The sequence below is a fragment of the Veillonella seminalis genome, assembly GCF_003992065.1.
GTDB classification, from domain to species: domain Bacteria; phylum Bacillota; class Negativicutes; order Veillonellales; family Veillonellaceae; genus Veillonella_A; species Veillonella_A seminalis.
Window position 1 is genome coordinate 54,361 of record NZ_RQUZ01000008.1, and the last position, 18,589, is coordinate 72,949.

Sequence of the window (18,589 nt, forward strand, 5' to 3'; positions counted from 1 at the left end):
GCGGTATTTAAAACAAGAACTTAATCACTTTCTTATATAGCTGCAAGAATCAAACCTACTCACCAATTTATTAGTAAAACCGCGGCCTTTTAAAGGTTGTTTTTTTATACACAATTGGGTATAGTATAGATAGATTTACACTAAAGGAGGACATCGCCGTGGGATTATTTCTACATATTTTCTGGACAAGTGTCGTACCTATTTTGGCCTTAGTCGCCGTAGGTTTTATATTAGATAAAAAATTTAATCTGGATTTGCGCTCATTAAGTAAGTTAAACTTCTTTATCTTACTGCCGGCGTATGTATTTCGGTCTCTATATACAGCTCACCTGACACTCGAAAGTGTAGGCATCTCCGTCTGTGCCTTTATTATTCTGTTCTCTAACAGTTACATGGCCTTGGGCGTTTCCAAGTTTATGGGTTACGATCGCAAAAAGGCGCAGATTGTACGTAACGCTACCATGTTCAATAACGGCGGTAACATCGGTATCGCTATTGCCACTTTCGTCTTTTCCAACGAACCGTATATCGTAAACGGGCAAACACCGTATTTAGATGCGGCCATCGTCGGCGTAATCGCCACATTTATTATTCAAACAATCTTCTGTAATACCCTGGGCTTTTATCAAGCCGGCTCCGGTTTGCTCACACGCCATGATGCCCTCAAATTAGTATTTCATATGCCGGTGCTGTATGCAGCTCCGTTAGCACTGTTAGCTCGACTCATTCCGTATGATTTAACCTCGTTAGTACTCTGGTCGCCACTCAATATTTTCGCCAATGCCTTCGTAGGTATGGCCATGATTACCTTGGGCGTCCAAATGAGCCGTACCCCTTATAATTTTTTCAAAAAAGACGTTATCGTCACTACGTCACTCCGACTTATCGGCGGTCCGCTCTTAGCCAGCTTTGTAATGCTCCTTTATATCGTATTTTATGAACCGGTAAATCCTATTTCCGCGCAAGCCGTTATTATTACCTATAGTGTACCGTCGGCAGTCAATACGGCCCTGATTGCCTTTGAAATGAAGAACAACCCGGAATTTGCTACCCAGATTGTTATGTCCACTACCATTCTATCGGCCGTCACCATGCCGTTGGCCATACTCTTTGCATACTACATGTTCCCGGTATAAACAATTGGCAATTAAAGGCTTCGTATCTTAGCCGCTGAATATGCTTAGGAATACAATATTTTACATGAATATATTTTAACTAAATATGTATATCAAAAATAAAGCACTATCAGTTTCGACTGATGGTGCTTTTCTTTTATTTTCAGCATTATTACAGATTATCATAGTTAACATGTCAATCTTCCATCCACATTCAGCAGAATTTTTATGAATCATTATTACATTTTTATGCATACAAGTTTATAATGTCAATTACAGAATTTTTATTCAAACATTGCGTATATTTACTTTATCAAACGTTAATGATTAAGTCACAATCATTTGATAATTCTTTTATTAATATACGACAGACAAAGTTAACAACCGAATTTTTATTCACATTATAGAAGTATTAAATCATACCGAAAGGAGCCATTCATATGACCAAAGTCAGCATTCTCGGTGCTACCGGTTACGCCGGTGCCGAATTAGTCAAATTATTATTGCAACATCCAAATGTAACCCTAACACATATTACATCCGAAAGCCATACCGGCCAAGCCTTAGCCGATGTATATCCACATTTGCGAAGCATTACCGACCTGACTTTGGAAAGCATGGAAAACCTTGAAGCCATTGCCACTGACAGTGATTTTATTTTTATCGCCCTGCCTCACGGTCATGCTATGAGCGTCGGTAAAGCCTTAGCCCTCACAGCGGTGCGAATTATCGACTTGGGCGCCGACTACCGCTTCAATGATCCTAAAGTCTATGAAGCTTGGTACCACGTACCGCATACCCATCCCGATGCTCACAGCGTCTACGGACTGGCCGAATTAAATCGTGAAGCCATTAAATCCGCCAAAATCATCGGCAATGCCGGTTGCTATACGACAGCTTCCATCTTAGCGTTAGCCCCATTGGTAAAAAATCATCTGATTAAAACCGATTCCATCATCATCGATGCTAAATCCGGCACATCCGGTGCCGGACGCAGTGCCAAACTTGATACGCATTATCCTGAGTTTTATGACGCTTTTAAAGCCTACGGCGTAGCAACTCATCGCCACACACCGGAAATAGAGGCCGCACTTACGAAGCTAAACGGTTCAACCGTTATGCTCAACTTTACACCCCATCTGGTGCCTATGAGTCGCGGTATTCTGGCTACAGCCTATGCCAACTTAAACGAAGGCATTACACCGGCGTTAGTGAGTGAGGCTTTTGAAAACGCTTACAACGCAGAGCCTTTCGTCCGATTATTGGGGCAAAACGCATATCCAAACACCAAATATGTGCGCGGTTCCAATTTCATCGACATTGCTTGGCACATCGATGAGCGTACACAACGCGTCATTGTCCTAAGCACCATCGATAATCTCGTCAAAGGGGCCGCCGGTCAAACGGTCCAAAACTTCAATATTGCTTGCGGCTATGAAGAAACGACAGAGCTCAACTTAACACCTATGTACCCATAAAGTTTTGAAAATACAAGCATTCACCCTTTAATGCAATATACCAAAATAATACGAATACAATTATTTATCAGCTTATATGCACCGAACGATATTCTCGGTCAGCTTTACCCCCAGGAGGTTCACTATGAAACAGACAATTACGTTAGATACACAATCACAAGGCGTTACCTACGCCAAAGGCTTCGAAGCCATCGGCATTCAAGCAGGTCTCAAAAAAAGCGGCAAACATGACTTAGCTCTTATCTACACCAAACAAAAAGCAGCCGTAGCCGGTACATTCACACAAAACAAAGTAGCGGTTGCACCGGTGTATGTTTCCAAAGAAACTGTTGCCACCGGCACCGCTCACGCCATCGTATCCAACTCGGGTTGCGCCAATGCCTGCACCGGCCCCCAAGGCTTAAAAGATGCTCATACCATGGCCTACTATACGGCTCAAGCTTTAGCTTGTGACCCGAAAGATATCATCGTCGGTTCTACCGGTATTATCGGTCAACAATTACCCATCAAAGACATTATTAAAGCCATTCCAAATCTCGTGAATCAACTCTCCGTCGATGGCAGTGAATTAGCCGGCAAAGCAATTTTGACTACCGATACCTATTCTAAAACGGTATGGGCGCCGTTTATAACGAAGCAACTCTCAAAAAAATCATGAACGAACATGATATTACCATCACTGTCGAACTTAATGAAGGCGATGCCAATGCCACCGTTTGGACCTGTGACCTCACCTATGATTACGTGAAAATTAACGGCGAATATCACACCTGATGCACCGGAGTTTTTAACCGTAAGCTCTTGCATCAACTGTATCAACTGTATCAACTGTATCAGCGCTATATTAGCCGGGCTTAACTTAATTATCTTGCCCTAGCTTGCATCACATTACCTTACCTGTCCTAATCGCTTCGAAAAGGAGTCTCCTATGATAAACGAATTAAATTCCCTCAACATAGTAAACGTCAACACACCTGACGAAATAGCTGCACATACCACCTTAAGTGCTGCCAGCAAAGCTTCCATCTTAATTGAAGCACTGCCTTACATCCAAAAATTTGCCGGCAAAACCATGGTCATCAAATATGGTGGCAACGCCATGATTAGCGAAGAATTAAAAACCAAAGTTATGCAGGATATTGCCCTTATGAAATACATCGGTATTAAACCGGTCATCGCCCCTATCGGAGCAGGTAAAGGCGAAACGACTTATAACATTAACGCCGACTATGTAGCGGCTGAAGTAGCCGGTGCACTGCAAGCGGAAAAAATGCTCATGCTCACAAATACTAAAGGGATTTATACCTCGCTCGATGATCCGAAAAGTTTCCTATCCAGCATTCCTAAAGCCGATGCCACAGCCATGATTGAAAACGGCACTATCCAAGGCGGTATAATTCCTAAAGTAGAAGCTGTCTTGCATGCTCTCGAATGCGGCACCCATCGTGTCAGCATCATCGACGGTCGCGAACCGCATGCATTACTGCTCGAACTATTTACCAACAAAGGTATCGGTACAGAAATTATCTAAACTGTTGATTCCAAAATCTTCAAGGAGGTTCCCCCATGAATACAACGGATATTATAAATCATGACAAACAAGATTATTTTCCCGTCTTTGCCCGGTATGACATCGTCCTCGACCATGGCGACGGTGCTTATCTATATGACACAGATGGCAAAGCCTATTTAGATTATTTGGCCGGCATTGCCGTAAATGTAGTAGGTCACAACTACCAACCATTAGTTGACGCTATTGCCAAGCAGGCAGCCAAAATGATCCATTGCTCCAATTTATATTACACGGAAGTGCAAGCCGAAGCAGCGGCCAAACTGAAAGCCTTAAGCGGTATGGACAAAGTATTCTTTGCCAACTCCGGCGCCGAAGCGAATGAAGGGGCCCTCAAATTAGCTCGTAAATATGCTACTGCCAAAAATCCCGAAAAAGTACAAATTATTACGGCTCTGCACAGTTTTCACGGTCGTACCTTAGCTACCTTAACCGCAACGGGCCAAGAAAAATATCATCAAGGCTCCGGTCCTTTACCGGGCGGTTGCGACTATGTACCATTTAGCGATATCGAAGCCATCAAGGCAAAAATTAACGACAAAACCTGTGCCGTCATGCTTGAAGCTATCCAAGGCGAAGGCGGTGTACACGTACCGGAACCAAATTATCTGAAAGAAGTCAAAGCTCTTTGTGAAAAACATGATGCTCTCCTCATTATCGATGAAATCCAGGCCGGCATGGGAGGTACCGGTAAATTCTTCGGCTATGAACACTTCGGCATTCAACCGGACATCGTAACCCTTGCCAAAGGTCTTGCCGGCGGCGTTCCTATCGGAGCATTCTTAAGTACTGCTAAATTAGCTGATACCTTCCATGCCGGGGATCACGGTTCTACTTTCGGTGGCAACCCGTTAGCCTGTGCCGATGCCAATGCAGTGCTTACCGCTATTACTACTGAACACCTGATGGACAATGCCGCTGCTGTCGGCAACTATCTGTTAGATCAACTCAAAACATTGCAGCAAAAATATCCGACGCTGATTACCGATGTTCGCGGTAAAGGACTCATGGTCGGCATGGAACTGACTAAACCGGGCCGTGATATCGTAAACGACTGTCTTACCAAAGGTCTCATCATCAACTGCACAGCCGGCAATGTATTGCGTTTTGTACCGCCACTGATCATTACTAACAAAGACGTAGATACATTAATTACAATATTGAACGAAGTATTACCTTCTTATGCGGCTTAATCGATAGCCATTAATAGCAAAGTCGCCGACTATCCGTCTTCAACGCTTAAACTCGGCTATTAAATTATATCCGTCAAATTTTATCCAAATAACGACTAACACGCGGTCTGATTCGACCGAACGCATTATACGAAAGGAGCCTATTATGAAAAAAGGTGACGATTTTATTTCCATCCACGACCTCAGCACGGAAGAAGTGCATCAGTTGCTCGATTTAGCAGCCGATTTAAAACAAAAACAGAAAGCGGGCATTCCCCATCCTTATTTACAAGGTAAAACTCTGGGCATGATTTTTGAGAAAGCCTCTACCCGTACCCGTGTATCTTTCGAAACCGGTATTTACCAATTAGGCGGTCAAGGTCTCTTCTTATCCGGCCGTGATTTACAGATTGGCCGTGGCGAACCGATTAAAGATACAGCTCGCGTTTTATCCCGCTATGTGGACGGTATTATGATTCGTACCTTTGCTCATGATACGGTGCTTGAGCTGGCTGAATATGCAGATGTACCGGTTATTAATGCCCTTACCGATTTACTTCATCCCTGCCAAGCCATGGCCGATATGATGACAGCCATCGAATACAAAGGACCCGACTTAAAGGGTAAAAAACTTACCTTCATCGGCGACGGTAACAACATGGCGCATTCCCTCATGTTTGCCTGTGCCAAATTAGGCCTGCACTTTGCCTTTGCCGGCCCGAAAGGATATGAACCGAACCCTCAGATTATCGCTCAAGCAGAAGCCGATGCCAAACTCTCAGGCGGTACGATTGAAATCCTAAATGACCCGATGACTGCAGCTAAAAACGCAGATATTTTCTACACCGATGTATATGCCAGCATGGGCCAGGAAGGCGAATACGAAGAACGTTTGCAGATTTTTAAAGGATTCCAAGTGAACAGCCAACTATTAAGTGTAGCCAATGCAGATCCAATCGTAATGCACTGCTTACCGGCTCATCATGAAGAAGAAATTACCGATGAAGTCTTCGAAGCACAGGCCAATGTTATTTTCGACGAAGCAGAAAATCGTTTACATATGCAAAAAGCTATTATGGCTACCATTATGTAACCCTCTTTAATTGAATCGGCCTAACATTTCAACCAATCATCAGACTTAACTGGTGTGTATAACAGTCAATATTGTAAACCATATCAAAAGAGTAGGTTGATAAAATAAACCTCCCCGAGTATACTTAAGAAAGGTATAGTAGAGGAGGTTTTTTGTTATGAAAACACGTTTATTGTTTCGCGCAGCTTTAATGATTGCCTTACTGACAGTCGGTGCTCGCATCCAAATTCCATTGCCTTATTTTGATTATTACACATTACAATTCACCTTTGTACTCTTGGCCGCGGTTATTTTACCGCCCCGTTATGCCTGGGGTTCAGTAGCTACCTATGTACTAATGGGGCTCATCGGTATCCCGATTTTTGCCGGTGGAGGCGGTCTCGGCTATATCGTGCGCCCAAGTTTCGGCTACCTTATCGGCTTCATTGTTACAGCCGGTGTATTAGCTGAATTAAAACAAAGATACAAAATTCACACTATATTAGGTTATTTCACCATTAATACCATAGGCATTGTTATTACTTATCTGTTCGGTCTTTCCTATAAAATCGCCATCTTAGCGTGGTACTTGAATCAATCCGTACCATTGGGCGATATTTTCTGGGTAACCTTTGCCTTTGATATTCCGGCCGATTTCATTATGATTGTCATCCTTTCCGCAGCCGAAGTACCGATTGTAAATGCTTTGCAATCATTAAATCAACACGCTACGGCCCATTAATAACTTGCCTATGACATCTTTGCTATAACAAATTCAGCGTATCACATATTTACTTTATAAAAAATAAAAGCTGTTCCACAGTGTCTGACCTCATATGAGGCAAGCTACTGCCGGAACAGCTTTTTGCATAGTATTGGATTATATTTTATATTTAACTTCTGAATATTGTGTTCACTTCATATTAGCATAAACATTATTTCTTAATAATTTGCCATAAGCCGCCGCTTTATCTTATTTAAGCTCCCAAGCCAAACTGGTCATGCTCAAACTGCCCCACACATAGTCATGGGTACGAATTTCAAACGGCTGTAAAGTAAGCTCTTTCACATCACCTTCGCCTAAAACAGCACCTAGGCAATAGTAGAACGGTGCCAAATGATCCGGCGATTCTGCTGCAACACGAGCCCCTTCAATATTTTCCCATTTTAACGCAGCCACTAAATCATTATCCTTTTCAGGATTAATTTTGCGAAGCAAGGTTTCTTCAAATGTTTTTGCTTCAGGGAATCCTGTATTACCCATATTCGGATTGATAAGGCGTAAATTGTGAACAATGTCGCCACTGCCCAAAATCAACACGCCTTCCTCACGAAGAACGGATAATTTCTGCCCCATGGCAAACCATTCACGTGCATCTGCCTGATAATTAACCGACAATTGTACTACCGGAATTTTAGCATCCGGATACATTTTTAAAAGCGGTGCATAAGCACCATGGTCATAACCGCGGTCTTCCTTAACGGCTACTTCAGCCCCCAGTAAAGATTTAACACGTTCAATCAACTCAGCCGATGTTTCAGCAGGGTACTGCAATTGATAAATTGGATCCGGGAAGCCGTACATATCATAAATCATGCCCGGTTTTTCATCACCTTGTACAAAACTGCCGGACGTATACCAGTGAGCGGAAATCATCAAAATAGCCTTAGGACGCGGCGTAAGATTGGCCAATTCTTCCCAATCTTTAGTCCAAGGATTTTCTTCAATCAAATTCATTGGAGAACCATGACCGATAAACAGTACCGGCATTTTTGACACATTATTGTTTTCACTCATATTTAAAACTCCCTTTCTTACAAGCCCTTTATTAATATAATTATAACCTTAGGCTTAACAAAACAAGTATTTATCTTTATACAAATCCTTTTAAAATCATTTTGAAACTGACCGGTCAATGGTAATAAATTTCACTTTGACCATCTGATACCATTATAAGATGTAATTGCAATAATTATAAGTGTTATTTCGAAAATTTTAAATTTAATAAAAACTTAGATAAAAAAATGCCGGCACATCAGATTAACTGATTGTACCGGTATAAGCCTTACAACGATTATATGTGCCTATTACGGCAGCACATAACAACATGTTGACTGCAATTTTATAATATTATACTTCTTCGTCCAACAATGGTAGCCAAGCACCATAGCCTTCCTTAGCCATATCTTCAGCCTTAATAAAACGCAAGGACTTACTGTTAATGCAGTAGCGAAGACCGCCCAAATCTTCTTTCCCATCAGGGAAAACATGACCCAAATGGGAGTCACCATGAGCACTGCGCACTTCTACACGAGGACGACCCGGAATGGAATGGTCCTCTTTGTAAACTACCGAATTTGCCGTAATCGGACGCGAGAATGCCGGCCAACCGCAACCGGAATTGAATTTAGCAGACGATATAAAAAGCGGTTCCCCGGTTACGATATCAACATAGATGCCTTTTTCAAAAAAGTCATCATATTCACCGGTAAACGAATGTTCCGTCGCACTTTCCTGGGTAATTGCATACGCATCATCACCGATACGTGCTTTTAACGCTTCTTTATCTTCTTTCACATAAGCAGGCAAATCCACCAATGGTTCGTCTGCTTTATATAATGCCACATGGCAATAGCCGTTCGGATTTTTATCCAAATAATCTTGATGATAGAGTTCCGCATCAAAGAATTGTTCAAGCGGTAACACTTCAACGGCAAATTTACCTTCCGGATCAACTGCTTTAAAAAGGCGTTCAACGCGAGCTTTATCCGCTTCATTGGTATAATAAATGCCCGTACGATACTGTGTACCTACATCGCCGCCCTGTTTATTCACAGAATAAGGATCAATAATTCTGAGCAAATGAAGTAAAATTTCTTCCAAGGAAATAATGTGTCGATCGTATTCGAGACGCACCGTTTCCGCATGGCCCGTATCATTATGACAAACCTCTTCATAGGTAGGATTTTCCGTCTTACCGTTCGCATAGCCTACAGCAGTCCCCAAAATACCGGCCACACGTTTAAAATACGCTTCTACACCCCAGAAGCAGCCACCTGCCACATAGATTGTTCGTTTATCTGCATAAACACTTTGAATAGCCATAAATTGACCTCACTTTCTCTTTTAACTCTCTTTTAATTCTCTTTTTATCTCATATCATGTCATGCTTATAACACCATATTGCTAATACTATACCACTAAATCGAAATTATTAAAAGTCTGGTATGTATTAGTCTCCATAATAATACATATCATTTTCTAAAATCAGCAACCATCTTAAAAAGCATCGGCCGCCTTAACACGACGCTGATATACCTGGTACGCTACGAACATCAAGAGCACACCGGTTACCAAAAATACATACTGAATGCCGAAAAATGTAGTCACGCCGCTGGCAAATAACGGTCCCACCATACAGCCGAACTGGTTTGCCGTTGTAGCCATACCAAATACGCGACCGCGGAATGCCGGCTCAGTGTAATGAGCCAACGCCGCACTCAATAATGGGTTTACGCCAACGATGAAGCAACCTACCAAAATCTGTAAGCTGCCAAACCAAGTGATACCGAACGGCATACTTTGTAGAAATAAGAATATACCGGTGCCGCAAAGAGCGTAAAACACGGCTTTAAAATAACCTTTACGTTGTCCGAAGGCAGCCCAAATATTGGTTGTTACCGTACCGGCCAAACCACCGACGCTCAAGATTGTGCCGGCCAAGAGTGCCGCACCTTCCATGGTACCCTGCAACTGTCCCACATACAGTGCCAAAATAGGCTGTAGCATTAAAATGGCGGCCTGCATGATGAAATACAACCACAACAAATCAGTCAGCACCTTGCGGCCTTTTACGAAATTCCAATCTTCACGGAATGACGTCGTTTTAACAGGCTGAGCATCGCCCATATGCGGTTCTTTTACAAAAAAGAATACCACTGCACTGGCTATAAATAAAACGCCGCCGGCAATGAAAAATACAGGGCGCATGCCCACAACCGCTTCAATTAGACCTCCCAAAAGCGGTCCTATAACATTACCGACAATTAAACCGGTCTGAAAAATCCCCAACGCCGTACCTGTTTTTTCTTTAGGCACACTGAGCGACACCATCGTCATGGCCGCCGGCATAAAACCGTTCGCAAAACCCATAAGGGCACGTGTCGCAAATAATTGCCACGCGTCTTGCACAAAACCGGTCAAAATATACGAAATACCAATCAAAATACCGGCCCTGATGGCCATGAGTTTTTTCCCCTTCGTATCGGCCATACGCCCCCAAATCGGAGCCATCACACCGGCTACAAAGAAGGTAATCGAAAATACGACCCCGGACCAAATAGCCACACTGTCGTGTCCTACGCCCAATTCCAATAAGTATACCGGCAAAAACGGTATCAACATCGTATAACATATAGATAAACCCGTCATACAGCCTGTTAACAGCCACACATTACGCATTCCGCCTCTTGCATCTGCCATATGATTCCTTCTTTCTTCTATTTTAATAAACAAAGCAAAGCTCCTTGACAATATTCAAGGAGCTCACACTAATAGCTACAACTATACTTTTTGTTCCCGACCGGTCAGTTGTGCAATCATTTTGTATAACAACTTGTACATGGTCGTAAATTCTTCCTCGGTAAGATCGACCACCTGCGCCATGGCTTGCGGCACATGAGCAACACGCTGTTGCAATGCACGACCTTCATCGGTAATGGAAATAATAACGGTTCGCTCATCCTCTTTAGAGCGAGTCCGTGTCAAAAAGCCTTTCGCTTCCATTTTACGCAATAAAGGCGTAAGCGTACCTGAGTCGAGATATAAATACTCTCCCAGTGATTTTACGTTCAAATGGCTGTGTTCCCACAAAACCATCATCACAATATATTGCGTATATGTTAAATTTAACGGTTCCAATAACGGCTGATAGGCTCTGACAATTTCCTTCGCACAGGCGTACAAGGGAAAACATAACTGATTTTTTAAGGCCAGTCCCTCTATATTTGTATCTATCAAGGTTTTTCTCCTTATCTCAATTAATTAGTTCACAATATAATTCTATACAATGAGACTACCCCTGTCAAGGTGAGTGCCCCGTGTCAAAAAGTTAAATATTTCAGCACGAATTTGAATCGCAGGTGCTAAAAAGAAAAACACCTTCCGGCATCAGCCCGCAGTTTTACCGTAAAAAGTAAATGCAGATTGTACCACGCAAAGGTGTTCTATAACCGTAAAAGTTATTACCATACTCGTTAACTTTATTAGCCATTATCGTATACTTTATCGCTATTTACTTTTTACTACAGTACTATTCGTTACGACTGCACTTAATTAAGCGGGCGTACTTTTGCTCGTCACTTCAGTCGAAGTATCGGCTTTCACATCATCGGCACTTTCATGTTCTACCTGATGAGCCTCTTCGTCATCGTCTGATTCATCAGATACGTCGAACTTTTTATCCAACACATCTTGCAACGTTAACTTTTCCATATACTCTTTAAATTGAGCCTGCATGTGTTCCCATAAAGGCAAAGTCATACAAGTCTTGCTGCGAGGACACTGATTTACTTCATCCTCCAAGCAAGCTACGAGAGCAATGGAATCTTCCGCAGCGCGCAAAATATCATATACCGTGTAATCTTTCGGCTCCATCGACAAGCGATACCCGCCGTACTTACCACGTACACTTTTTACATAACCGGCTGCACTTAAGCGAGCCACAATACCTTCTAAATATTTATCGGAAATACGCTGACGTTCCGCAATTTCGCGGATAGACACGTTCTTCTTAGTACCATGTTCTGCAAGGTCAACTAATACGCGTAAAGCATAACGACCCTTAGTTGAAATTTTCATAGTTCATATACCTCTTTCACAGTAGGAATTACTAAGTTCATTATATCACAAGTTTTATCCCCTATCAAAGAGGGGAATTAAAATTCCTACCTGCTTCTCGCTATTTTCTTGTTATTTTTCTGATTTACCTTTCTATTTTTCTCTATTTACCTCTCTACTTTTCTGATTTACCATGATACAATAATGGTGAATTTATAATTCTATAACATACAGGAGGTCATCATATGTTAGAAAAGCTGTTTGCACTCAGTGAGCGTAAGACAACGGTGAAAGGTGAAATCATCGCCGGTTTAACCACCTTTATCACCATGGCGTATATTCTCTTCTTGGCGCCGAATCTGCTCAGTATTGCCGGCATGGATAAAGACGCGGTCCTCATCGCCACAGCCTTAGGCGGCGGTATCATTACGATTGCCATGGGGCTCATCGTTAACTATCCGATTTGTTTGGCACCGGGCGTAGGCCTGCTCGCCTTTTACACCTTTACCGTCGTACTCGGTATGGGCGTCGCTTGGCAAACCGCATTGGGGGCTGTATTTATTTCCGGTATTGTTTTCTTAATCTTAACCCTCACCACGGTACGCCAACATATTGTTGAAGGCATCCCGGCTTCTATGAAAATCGCCATTACCGTCGGTATCGGTCTTTTCATTACTATTATCGGCTTGAAATTATCCGGTCTCATGGCGATTACCTTATCCTTGTCGCCTGACAGCTTGGCTCAAGTTATTGCCACTAAAGGTCATTCCACACCGGGTTCTTCCGAAACCATTCTCACCTTAGGTAATCTCTTGGATCCACAAGTAGCATTAGCCCTCTTCGGCCTCGTTTTCACAGCCCTCTTGATGGCCCGCAACGTACAGGGCTCCTTCATTATCGGCGCCGTTGTAACCAGTATCCTAGCGTATGCAACCGGCAATGCTCAATTACCTGAAAACTTCTCCATTATTGCAGTGCCTGACTTCAGCAAAGCCGCTTTCTTCCAATTAGATATCGGCAGTGCTATGAGCATGGGCCTCGTAACCATTATTTTCTCATTCACATTCGTTGAATTATTCGACTCCATGGGTACCTTAATCGGGACAGCTACCAAAGCCGGTATTGCTAATCCTAAAGAAGGTAAATTCCCGGGCCTCGGCAAAGCCATGACCGTTGATGCCGTCGGCGTAAGCTTCGGTGCCCTTTTAGGTGCCAGCACCATTACCGCTTTCGTTGAAAGTGCGGCCGGTGTCGGTGCCGGTGGTCGTACCGGTTTAACCGCCGTTACTTGCGGTATCTTGTTCCTCTTAGCCTTACTTTTCGCTCCGTTAATTACCCTCGTACCTAACTGTGCGACAGCACCAATCTTAATCTTGGTTGGTGCTTTGATGATGGAACCGATTCGCGACATCGACTTCTCCGATTGGACCGAAGCCTTCCCGGCTTTCATGGTTATCGCTTTGATGCCTTTCACTTACAGCATCGCTAACGGCGTATCTGCCGGTCTTATCATGTACCCGCTTCTTAAAATCGTTGCCGGCCGTACTAAAGAAGTACACTGGATTATGTATCCGTTGGCTATCATCGTACTGATTCGTTACATTTGGTACTAAGATGTTTTTTTGAAAAAATCAATGAACTAATCTAAAAAATAGCTCTTAAGGGCTAAACAAAAGACTTATCTCTAATCCGCATCACTTAAAAGCGGTGTGATAGAGATAAGTCTTTTTTATGCTTCAACATCGTGAAAACCAACAACCAAAGTCAATATGAAGCTAAGGCCAAAGGCAATGCCTAAAGCTGTTACATACCACATAAAGGACGGCCCCATAAATACAGGTAATGTAGTAACTGCCGGAATAGCAAAGGCTGCTGCACTTACTTTAAAGAAACCTGCCAAAGCACCGCCTAAACCACCGGCAATACAAGCACAAACCATGGGCCTTTTCAAACGCAAGGTAACACCGAATACAGCCGGTTCCGTAACTCCTAACAGAGCAATGAGCCCCGCTGAAAAAGCTTCCGTCTTAAACACTTTATTTTTACTCCGTAAAGCTACCGCCAACGCCGCCCCTGCTTGAGCGAACATGGCTGTACCGAATAATGGCATTAAAGTATCAAAACCATAAACAGCCACATTATTAATAGCAATCGGGAAAAAGCCCCATTGCAAGCCCAACATCCCGATAAACGGCTGCAACGTACCGACAATAAGACCGGCTACCAACGGACTAAGCCCATAAACCAATTCATAGCCTATGCCCAATAAAGCACCGAGCCAGGTGCCAATCGGCCCTAAAACAACCAAAGTAAAGGGAATCATCACAATAATACAGAGTGGCGGTGTAAACAGCCCTCGCACCGCTTCAGGAAAAATCTTTTTACCTAAACGCTCTACATATTGCAGACAGAAAACGGCCAACAAAATCGGAATAACCGAGGACGGATACATAACCTGACCTACCGGCCAGCCGAATAATTCCGGTCCCTGCCAACCACCGGCTTCACCGACATTGCCGAACATCGTTGCCACCGCACTACCGTCACCGGCTTGCTCCATAGTTGCCGCCAAGATTTGCACCAATGCCTCTACCGATTCCATACCACCGGCACCCGGTGCTTTCATAAGTTGCGTCACATCCGGATACACCAACACACAGGCCAATAACATAGCCGTAAACGGATCCGTATTAAAACGCTTCGCCGCCGTGTACGCTAAAAATACAGGTATAAAGTAGAAGAACGCATCACTCATAGCATTTAAAATAACATACGTGCTCGTTCCTTCTGCTACCAGATGATTAACCGTGAGCAAAATAAAGATGCCTTTTAATATCCCGGTAGATACAAGTAAGGCGATAATAGGTAAAAACAGGGCCGACAGAAGGTCTATAGCACCATTAGCGAAGCTTTTAAAGCGTGTATATATAGAAGCCGTTGCAGACATGAAATACTCCTTTAGAATAAAACTGAATATATTTTACTTATTCATTGTGCTTTTGTAAGCCAATCTAAGTATAGCAAAAGAGAGCCCCCTCGACAATTTCGAGGGGGTTTTAAGGTTCATGAGTTTCTATTTAAAATTTATTCTTCTCTGTAATCAGATAGGTCAATAATACCTAGTGATTCCCAATAATCAGCAATATCATCCGCATCATGAATATCCACAATCTTAGGTTCACAGTCTAAATTATAGAGATTTAACTTACATTTAGTCTCAAAGGGCTCAATTAATCTAACATTGCGTAAATGCCAATCGTACAAACCGGCTTCCCGCTTGTTAGGTTTAATATCATATAATTCGACTATACAAATCGCCATGGACCGTGGTAAATCTTTACCTTGGTTCTTAGCCGTAGCACAAATAAGGATATCACCTCTATATGGCGTCTTCCACGTACGATACTCTATTTTTTTATCACCGACGGCTACGGCTGTGGCGTATATCGGCCAGAGTGCTAATGCTCGCATAATAAAACTCCTAATCTTGATTTATCTGCAACAACCTATTATTTTCTAAATACGAACAGATACTCATGGGCAATTAATAAAAAGTTATATTTAACACTATTAGTTTTCCAATAACCCGTTGCCCGACAATTATGTTGCTCTTTAATAATTAACTCTTTTAAAGTGAATCCAGCGTCTTGGAATATTTTCATAACGTCAAATGACATAGGCTGCATACACCCCTTTTGCCGCGTATCTCCCATAAGAACGGCACAAAACTTATCTTTCTTTAAAACTCGATAACATTCATTGGCAACCGGTTTCATCGCTTCTAAAAAATCTTTGATTTTAAGCTGTGATAAATCTTCCGGAATGCCATCACTATACTTAATAATATTTGCATAAGGAGGATGCGTGCAAATCAGATCAATACTTTCATCCGTAACGAAATCAAGGTTTCTGGCATCGCCTTTACGCAACAAAACTTTACCTTCAGCACCATCATGCTCAAAATCTATTTTTTCTTCACATCGTGCCAGTGCCATATCATTGCAATCTACGCCAACAATATTGCGATTCAATAATTTAGCTTCAACCAAAGTTGTTCCCCCACCGGCAAATTGATCTAAAACTAAATCACCCTCTTGGGAATATCTTAACAATATATTTCTTGGAATGTACGGTGACCAATTACCACGCCATTTAGCATCGTGAGTTGCCCAATCACCTCGTTTGGGAAACGACCAATGAGTTGTCATTTCTAACTCAAAATCTTCCGGCTCCCATTTTTTTATTTTTTTCACGGTCATTTCTTACAACTACACTTCCTTATTTTATAACTTTTTCGATAATACCATTTTCCATATCAGTTATATTGTAAATATGGTCCATTATATCAAAAGTTTCCTCTAGATTATGTCGTGCACCGACCCACCCTTTGCCGTCAGTAAACCATACAAAGGTAAAACCATCAATCGTATTCGATTCCAAAGCCAATGTTTTATAACTACGGGCCGTTTCATTTAATTTACTGCCATTACCTGTATAAAAGTTAGTTTCAATACCATATATCATATTTTCTGTTTTTATAACAAAATCAAATCGTTTTTCACTGCGCCCACTATCAGAAATCGCAGCTAAATCGATCCCCCAATGTCTAGTAATATCGCGAATATACATTTCCTTGAAGTAGTTTACATTTCGTTCAAAGCCCGCTTTTTGGATATAAAATTCAACTAAATCCTCCATCAAATGTCCACCACGATTTTTTCTTCCGTTAGAGTCTAGTCCTGTTTCAACACCGGTTGCATAATCAATAAGATTACTGATTATATGATCAGCCAATAAATCAAATAGCCCCGTTTTTTGCATAAACATCTTATAAGATTCAATAGAATAGTTCATTCTTTTAAAGTTGAATAAAAATTCCCCATCTTCATCCATAGCATAAATCTCATTTGCTCTAACTGCCAATAGAAGTGGAATACATTTAAGAACTTCTGGATATCTAGCTACTAAATCTTCAAAATCGGATTCAATATGCTTTGAGCCAATTAAAGAGTTCAATATATTCAATTCGAGTTTAATTCCATCAATATTGCCATAAATCTTTTCAAAGTTTATATAATACTTATAATTAGCAATACTATTTTTAAACTCCGATAACCACTGTGCAAAATCTCGTTTCATAACACTGTCCTCCCTATACCTTATTCCTAATACAGTATAAACACCTAAAATTAATAGCAAATAATCCTTAATGTATTTCCCTAATCTTAATTTTACATTCAAAATTATTAATTACTAATCAACAATTCCGTAATCTTCCCGCGTTTAGAACCTTTACTATTAATGGCCCGGTTAGCAAAAATTCTTTCAATTTTAAAACCTTTATAAATTTCATCAAAAAACTCATCCTCTGGATTCGTATTTTTGGGGTCTGAGTTACTTAATAGCACCCGAACTCCCTTACCGGCTAAATAATGTGCAAATTTCCCTAACTCTCGTTGCGAATCATCATTAAATTCATATTCGCTGTATGACGTAAAGTTAGCAGTCTCGGAAAGCGGTCTATAAGGCGGATCAATATAGACAAAAGTCTGCTTATCTGCAAAATCATCCACAGCTTTATAAGTATCACAAACAATGTGTACTTTCGCCAAGGCTTTAGCTACCGCTGCAAGATTTTCTGCATCACAAATCAATGGTTTCTTATATGCCCCCATAGGTACATTATAAAAGCCATTTCGATTAACCCGATAAAGACCATTAAAACAAGTGCGATTCAAGAAAATAAAAAGCGAAGCTAACTCAATATGTTTATCGGTAAGAGGTGCTGTATTAATATTTTCTAAAAAATTCAAACTCAATAATTCATTATATCTATCTCGATTTTTATAAAAAAGTTCTTTTCTGCCCTCTTGTTCCATAGGCCAAAACTTTTCCTGATAAGCTTCTAACCAAGATATAACATCACCAACATTCTGCTGAATGCATTTATATGTATTAATCAAACTCTTGTTGATGTCGCTAATATACACAGACTCCAAATCATATTTACTCAATATATCAAATAAAACAGCGCCGCCGCCAATAAAGGGTTCTGCATATTTTTTTATGTTTTTATCTTCAAAAGGATAATATGCCTCTATGTAAGGGAGCAACTGATTTTTGCCGCCAGCCCATTTCAAAAAAGGTTTCATCGATTCAATTGACTCCTTATGTATCACAAATTAAATCTACTAAAATATTGCAACGTCTATTTCGTTTTGATCTTTATTATATAAGTTTAACTACGATAAGTAAATTAAAATACACCAATAGCCAAGAATCCACTATTGGTGCCAGTGAGTAATAGTATTCTTAACAGTTTCAAGCTCATGTAACACAAAAG

Annotated in this window: 19 protein-coding genes; 9 read left to right on the plus strand and 10 right to left on the minus strand. The window is 41.5% G+C overall.

What is annotated here, in order from left to right; genetic code table 11:
• The first annotated feature begins 158 nt into the window (after positions 1-158).
• The 8 genes from EO126_RS06495 (at position 159) to EO126_RS06530 (ending at position 7,149) form a co-directional block, all read left to right on the plus strand.
• Positions 159-1,136 (plus strand): AEC family transporter, encoded by a 978-nt coding sequence (locus EO126_RS06495; protein ID WP_127008061.1) that lies wholly within the window; start codon positions 159-161, stop codon positions 1,134-1,136.
• Between the two features lie 419 nt (positions 1,137-1,555).
• Positions 1,556-2,593 carry an N-acetyl-gamma-glutamyl-phosphate reductase gene (argC, locus tag EO126_RS06500; protein WP_127008063.1) on the plus strand — a complete coding sequence of 346 codons (1,038 nt, stop codon included), beginning with the start codon at positions 1,556-1,558 and terminating at the stop codon, positions 2,591-2,593.
• A gap of 124 nt (positions 2,594-2,717) precedes the next feature.
• Positions 2,718-3,251, plus strand: coding sequence for a bifunctional ornithine acetyltransferase/N-acetylglutamate synthase (locus EO126_RS06505; RefSeq protein WP_127008065.1), 534 nt, complete (start codon positions 2,718-2,720; stop codon positions 3,249-3,251).
• Positions 3,248-3,367 (plus strand): bifunctional ornithine acetyltransferase/N-acetylglutamate synthase, encoded by a 120-nt coding sequence (locus EO126_RS06510; RefSeq protein ID WP_164726709.1) that lies wholly within the window; start codon positions 3,248-3,250, stop codon positions 3,365-3,367. Before EO126_RS06505 ends, EO126_RS06510 begins: the two co-directional genes overlap by 4 nt.
• 154 nt (positions 3,368-3,521) lie before the next feature.
• A complete protein-coding gene (locus EO126_RS06515) occupies positions 3,522-4,124 on the plus strand; it encodes an amino acid kinase family protein (RefSeq protein ID WP_127008069.1) in 603 nt (200 codons plus the stop codon).
• A gap of 35 nt (positions 4,125-4,159) precedes the next feature.
• On the plus strand, positions 4,160-5,356 hold the full coding sequence (locus tag EO126_RS06520) for an aspartate aminotransferase family protein (RefSeq protein WP_006555952.1): 1,197 nt from the start codon (positions 4,160-4,162) through the stop codon (positions 5,354-5,356).
• Positions 5,357-5,501: 145 nt separating this feature from the next.
• Positions 5,502-6,428, plus strand: coding sequence for an ornithine carbamoyltransferase (argF, locus tag EO126_RS06525; protein WP_006555951.1), 927 nt, complete (start codon positions 5,502-5,504; stop codon positions 6,426-6,428).
• Positions 6,429-6,585: 157 nt separating this feature from the next.
• A complete protein-coding gene (locus tag EO126_RS06530; protein ID WP_006555950.1) occupies positions 6,586-7,149 on the plus strand; it encodes a biotin transporter BioY in 564 nt (187 codons plus the stop codon).
• 231 nt (positions 7,150-7,380) lie between these two features.
• Here EO126_RS06530 and ygiD read toward each other — a convergent pair whose 3' ends face one another.
• From ygiD to EO126_RS06555, 5 genes are all read right to left on the minus strand, one after another.
• The gene (ygiD, locus tag EO126_RS06535) at positions 7,381-8,205 is read right to left on the minus strand and encodes a 4,5-DOPA-extradiol-dioxygenase (protein ID WP_127008071.1); all 825 of its coding nucleotides are present in this window, start codon (positions 8,203-8,205) and stop codon (positions 7,381-7,383) included.
• Between the two features lie 333 nt (positions 8,206-8,538).
• On the minus strand, positions 8,539-9,513 hold the full coding sequence (gene msrA / locus EO126_RS06540; protein WP_127008073.1) for a peptide-methionine (S)-S-oxide reductase MsrA: 975 nt from the start codon (positions 9,511-9,513) through the stop codon (positions 8,539-8,541).
• A gap of 174 nt (positions 9,514-9,687) precedes the next feature.
• Positions 9,688-10,890, minus strand: a complete 1,203-nt coding sequence (locus tag EO126_RS06545; RefSeq protein WP_006555947.1) for an MFS transporter — start codon at positions 10,888-10,890, stop codon at positions 9,688-9,690.
• Positions 10,891-10,971: 81 nt separating this feature from the next.
• Positions 10,972-11,427 (minus strand): MarR family winged helix-turn-helix transcriptional regulator, encoded by a 456-nt coding sequence (locus EO126_RS06550; protein WP_006555946.1) that lies wholly within the window; start codon positions 11,425-11,427, stop codon positions 10,972-10,974.
• A 315-nt stretch (positions 11,428-11,742) separates the two neighbouring features.
• Positions 11,743-12,267 carry an RrF2 family transcriptional regulator gene (locus EO126_RS06555; protein WP_006555945.1) on the minus strand — a complete coding sequence of 175 codons (525 nt, stop codon included), beginning with the start codon at positions 12,265-12,267 and terminating at the stop codon, positions 11,743-11,745.
• 224 nt (positions 12,268-12,491) lie between these two features.
• On the opposite strand from EO126_RS06555, the gene EO126_RS06560 reads away from it, so the two are divergent.
• Positions 12,492-13,859, plus strand: coding sequence for an NCS2 family permease (locus EO126_RS06560; RefSeq protein WP_006555944.1), 1,368 nt, complete (start codon positions 12,492-12,494; stop codon positions 13,857-13,859).
• 116 nt (positions 13,860-13,975) lie between these two features.
• Here EO126_RS06560 and EO126_RS06565 read toward each other — a convergent pair whose 3' ends face one another.
• From EO126_RS06565 to EO126_RS06585, 5 genes are all read right to left on the minus strand, one after another.
• Positions 13,976-15,193 carry a PTS transporter subunit EIIC gene (locus tag EO126_RS06565; protein WP_127008075.1) on the minus strand — a complete coding sequence of 406 codons (1,218 nt, stop codon included), beginning with the start codon at positions 15,191-15,193 and terminating at the stop codon, positions 13,976-13,978.
• A gap of 137 nt (positions 15,194-15,330) precedes the next feature.
• Positions 15,331-15,717: an ASCH domain-containing protein gene (locus tag EO126_RS06570; protein WP_127008077.1), complete on the minus strand. Its 387-nt coding sequence runs from the start codon at positions 15,715-15,717 to the stop codon at positions 15,331-15,333.
• Between the two features lie 38 nt (positions 15,718-15,755).
• Complete coding sequence (locus EO126_RS06575; protein ID WP_127008079.1) at positions 15,756-16,505, minus strand: TRM11 family SAM-dependent methyltransferase; 750 nt, start codon at positions 16,503-16,505, stop codon at positions 15,756-15,758.
• 19 nt (positions 16,506-16,524) lie between these two features.
• Positions 16,525-17,385, minus strand: coding sequence for a type II restriction endonuclease (locus tag EO126_RS06580; RefSeq protein WP_127008081.1), 861 nt, complete (start codon positions 17,383-17,385; stop codon positions 16,525-16,527).
• A 107-nt stretch (positions 17,386-17,492) separates the two neighbouring features.
• Entirely contained in the window at positions 17,493-18,398 is a 906-nt protein-coding gene (locus EO126_RS06585) for a DNA adenine methylase (protein WP_127008083.1), read from the minus strand.
• Positions 18,399-18,589 lie beyond the last annotated feature (191 nt).

Coding starts and splice junctions, on each gene's coding strand:
- EO126_RS06530 (WP_006555950.1), top strand. CDS start 6,586: ATGAAAACACGTTTATTGTTTCGCGCAGCTTTAATGATTGCCTTACTG.
- EO126_RS06515 (WP_127008069.1), top strand. CDS start 3,522: ATGATAAACGAATTAAATTCCCTCAACATAGTAAACGTCAACACACCT.
- EO126_RS06580 (WP_127008081.1), bottom strand. CDS start 17,385: ATGAAACGAGATTTTGCACAGTGGTTATCGGAGTTTAAAAATAGTATT.
- argC (WP_127008063.1), top strand. CDS start 1,556: ATGACCAAAGTCAGCATTCTCGGTGCTACCGGTTACGCCGGTGCCGAA.
- ygiD (WP_127008071.1), bottom strand. CDS start 8,205: ATGAGTGAAAACAATAATGTGTCAAAAATGCCGGTACTGTTTATCGGT.
- EO126_RS06570 (WP_127008077.1), bottom strand. CDS start 15,717: ATGCGAGCATTAGCACTCTGGCCGATATACGCCACAGCCGTAGCCGTC.
- EO126_RS06585 (WP_127008083.1), bottom strand. CDS start 18,398: ATGAAACCTTTTTTGAAATGGGCTGGCGGCAAAAATCAGTTGCTCCCT.
- EO126_RS06565 (WP_127008075.1), bottom strand. CDS start 15,193: ATGTCTGCAACGGCTTCTATATATACACGCTTTAAAAGCTTCGCTAAT.
- argF (WP_006555951.1), top strand. CDS start 5,502: ATGAAAAAAGGTGACGATTTTATTTCCATCCACGACCTCAGCACGGAA.
- EO126_RS06560 (WP_006555944.1), top strand. CDS start 12,492: ATGTTAGAAAAGCTGTTTGCACTCAGTGAGCGTAAGACAACGGTGAAA.
- EO126_RS06505 (WP_127008065.1), top strand. CDS start 2,718: ATGAAACAGACAATTACGTTAGATACACAATCACAAGGCGTTACCTAC.
- msrA (WP_127008073.1), bottom strand. CDS start 9,513: ATGGCTATTCAAAGTGTTTATGCAGATAAACGAACAATCTATGTGGCA.
- EO126_RS06520 (WP_006555952.1), top strand. CDS start 4,160: ATGAATACAACGGATATTATAAATCATGACAAACAAGATTATTTTCCC.
- EO126_RS06575 (WP_127008079.1), bottom strand. CDS start 16,505: ATGACCGTGAAAAAAATAAAAAAATGGGAGCCGGAAGATTTTGAGTTA.
- EO126_RS06545 (WP_006555947.1), bottom strand. CDS start 10,890: ATGGCAGATGCAAGAGGCGGAATGCGTAATGTGTGGCTGTTAACAGGC.
- EO126_RS06510 (WP_164726709.1), top strand. CDS start 3,248: ATGAACGAACATGATATTACCATCACTGTCGAACTTAATGAAGGCGAT.
- EO126_RS06555 (WP_006555945.1), bottom strand. CDS start 12,267: ATGAAAATTTCAACTAAGGGTCGTTATGCTTTACGCGTATTAGTTGAC.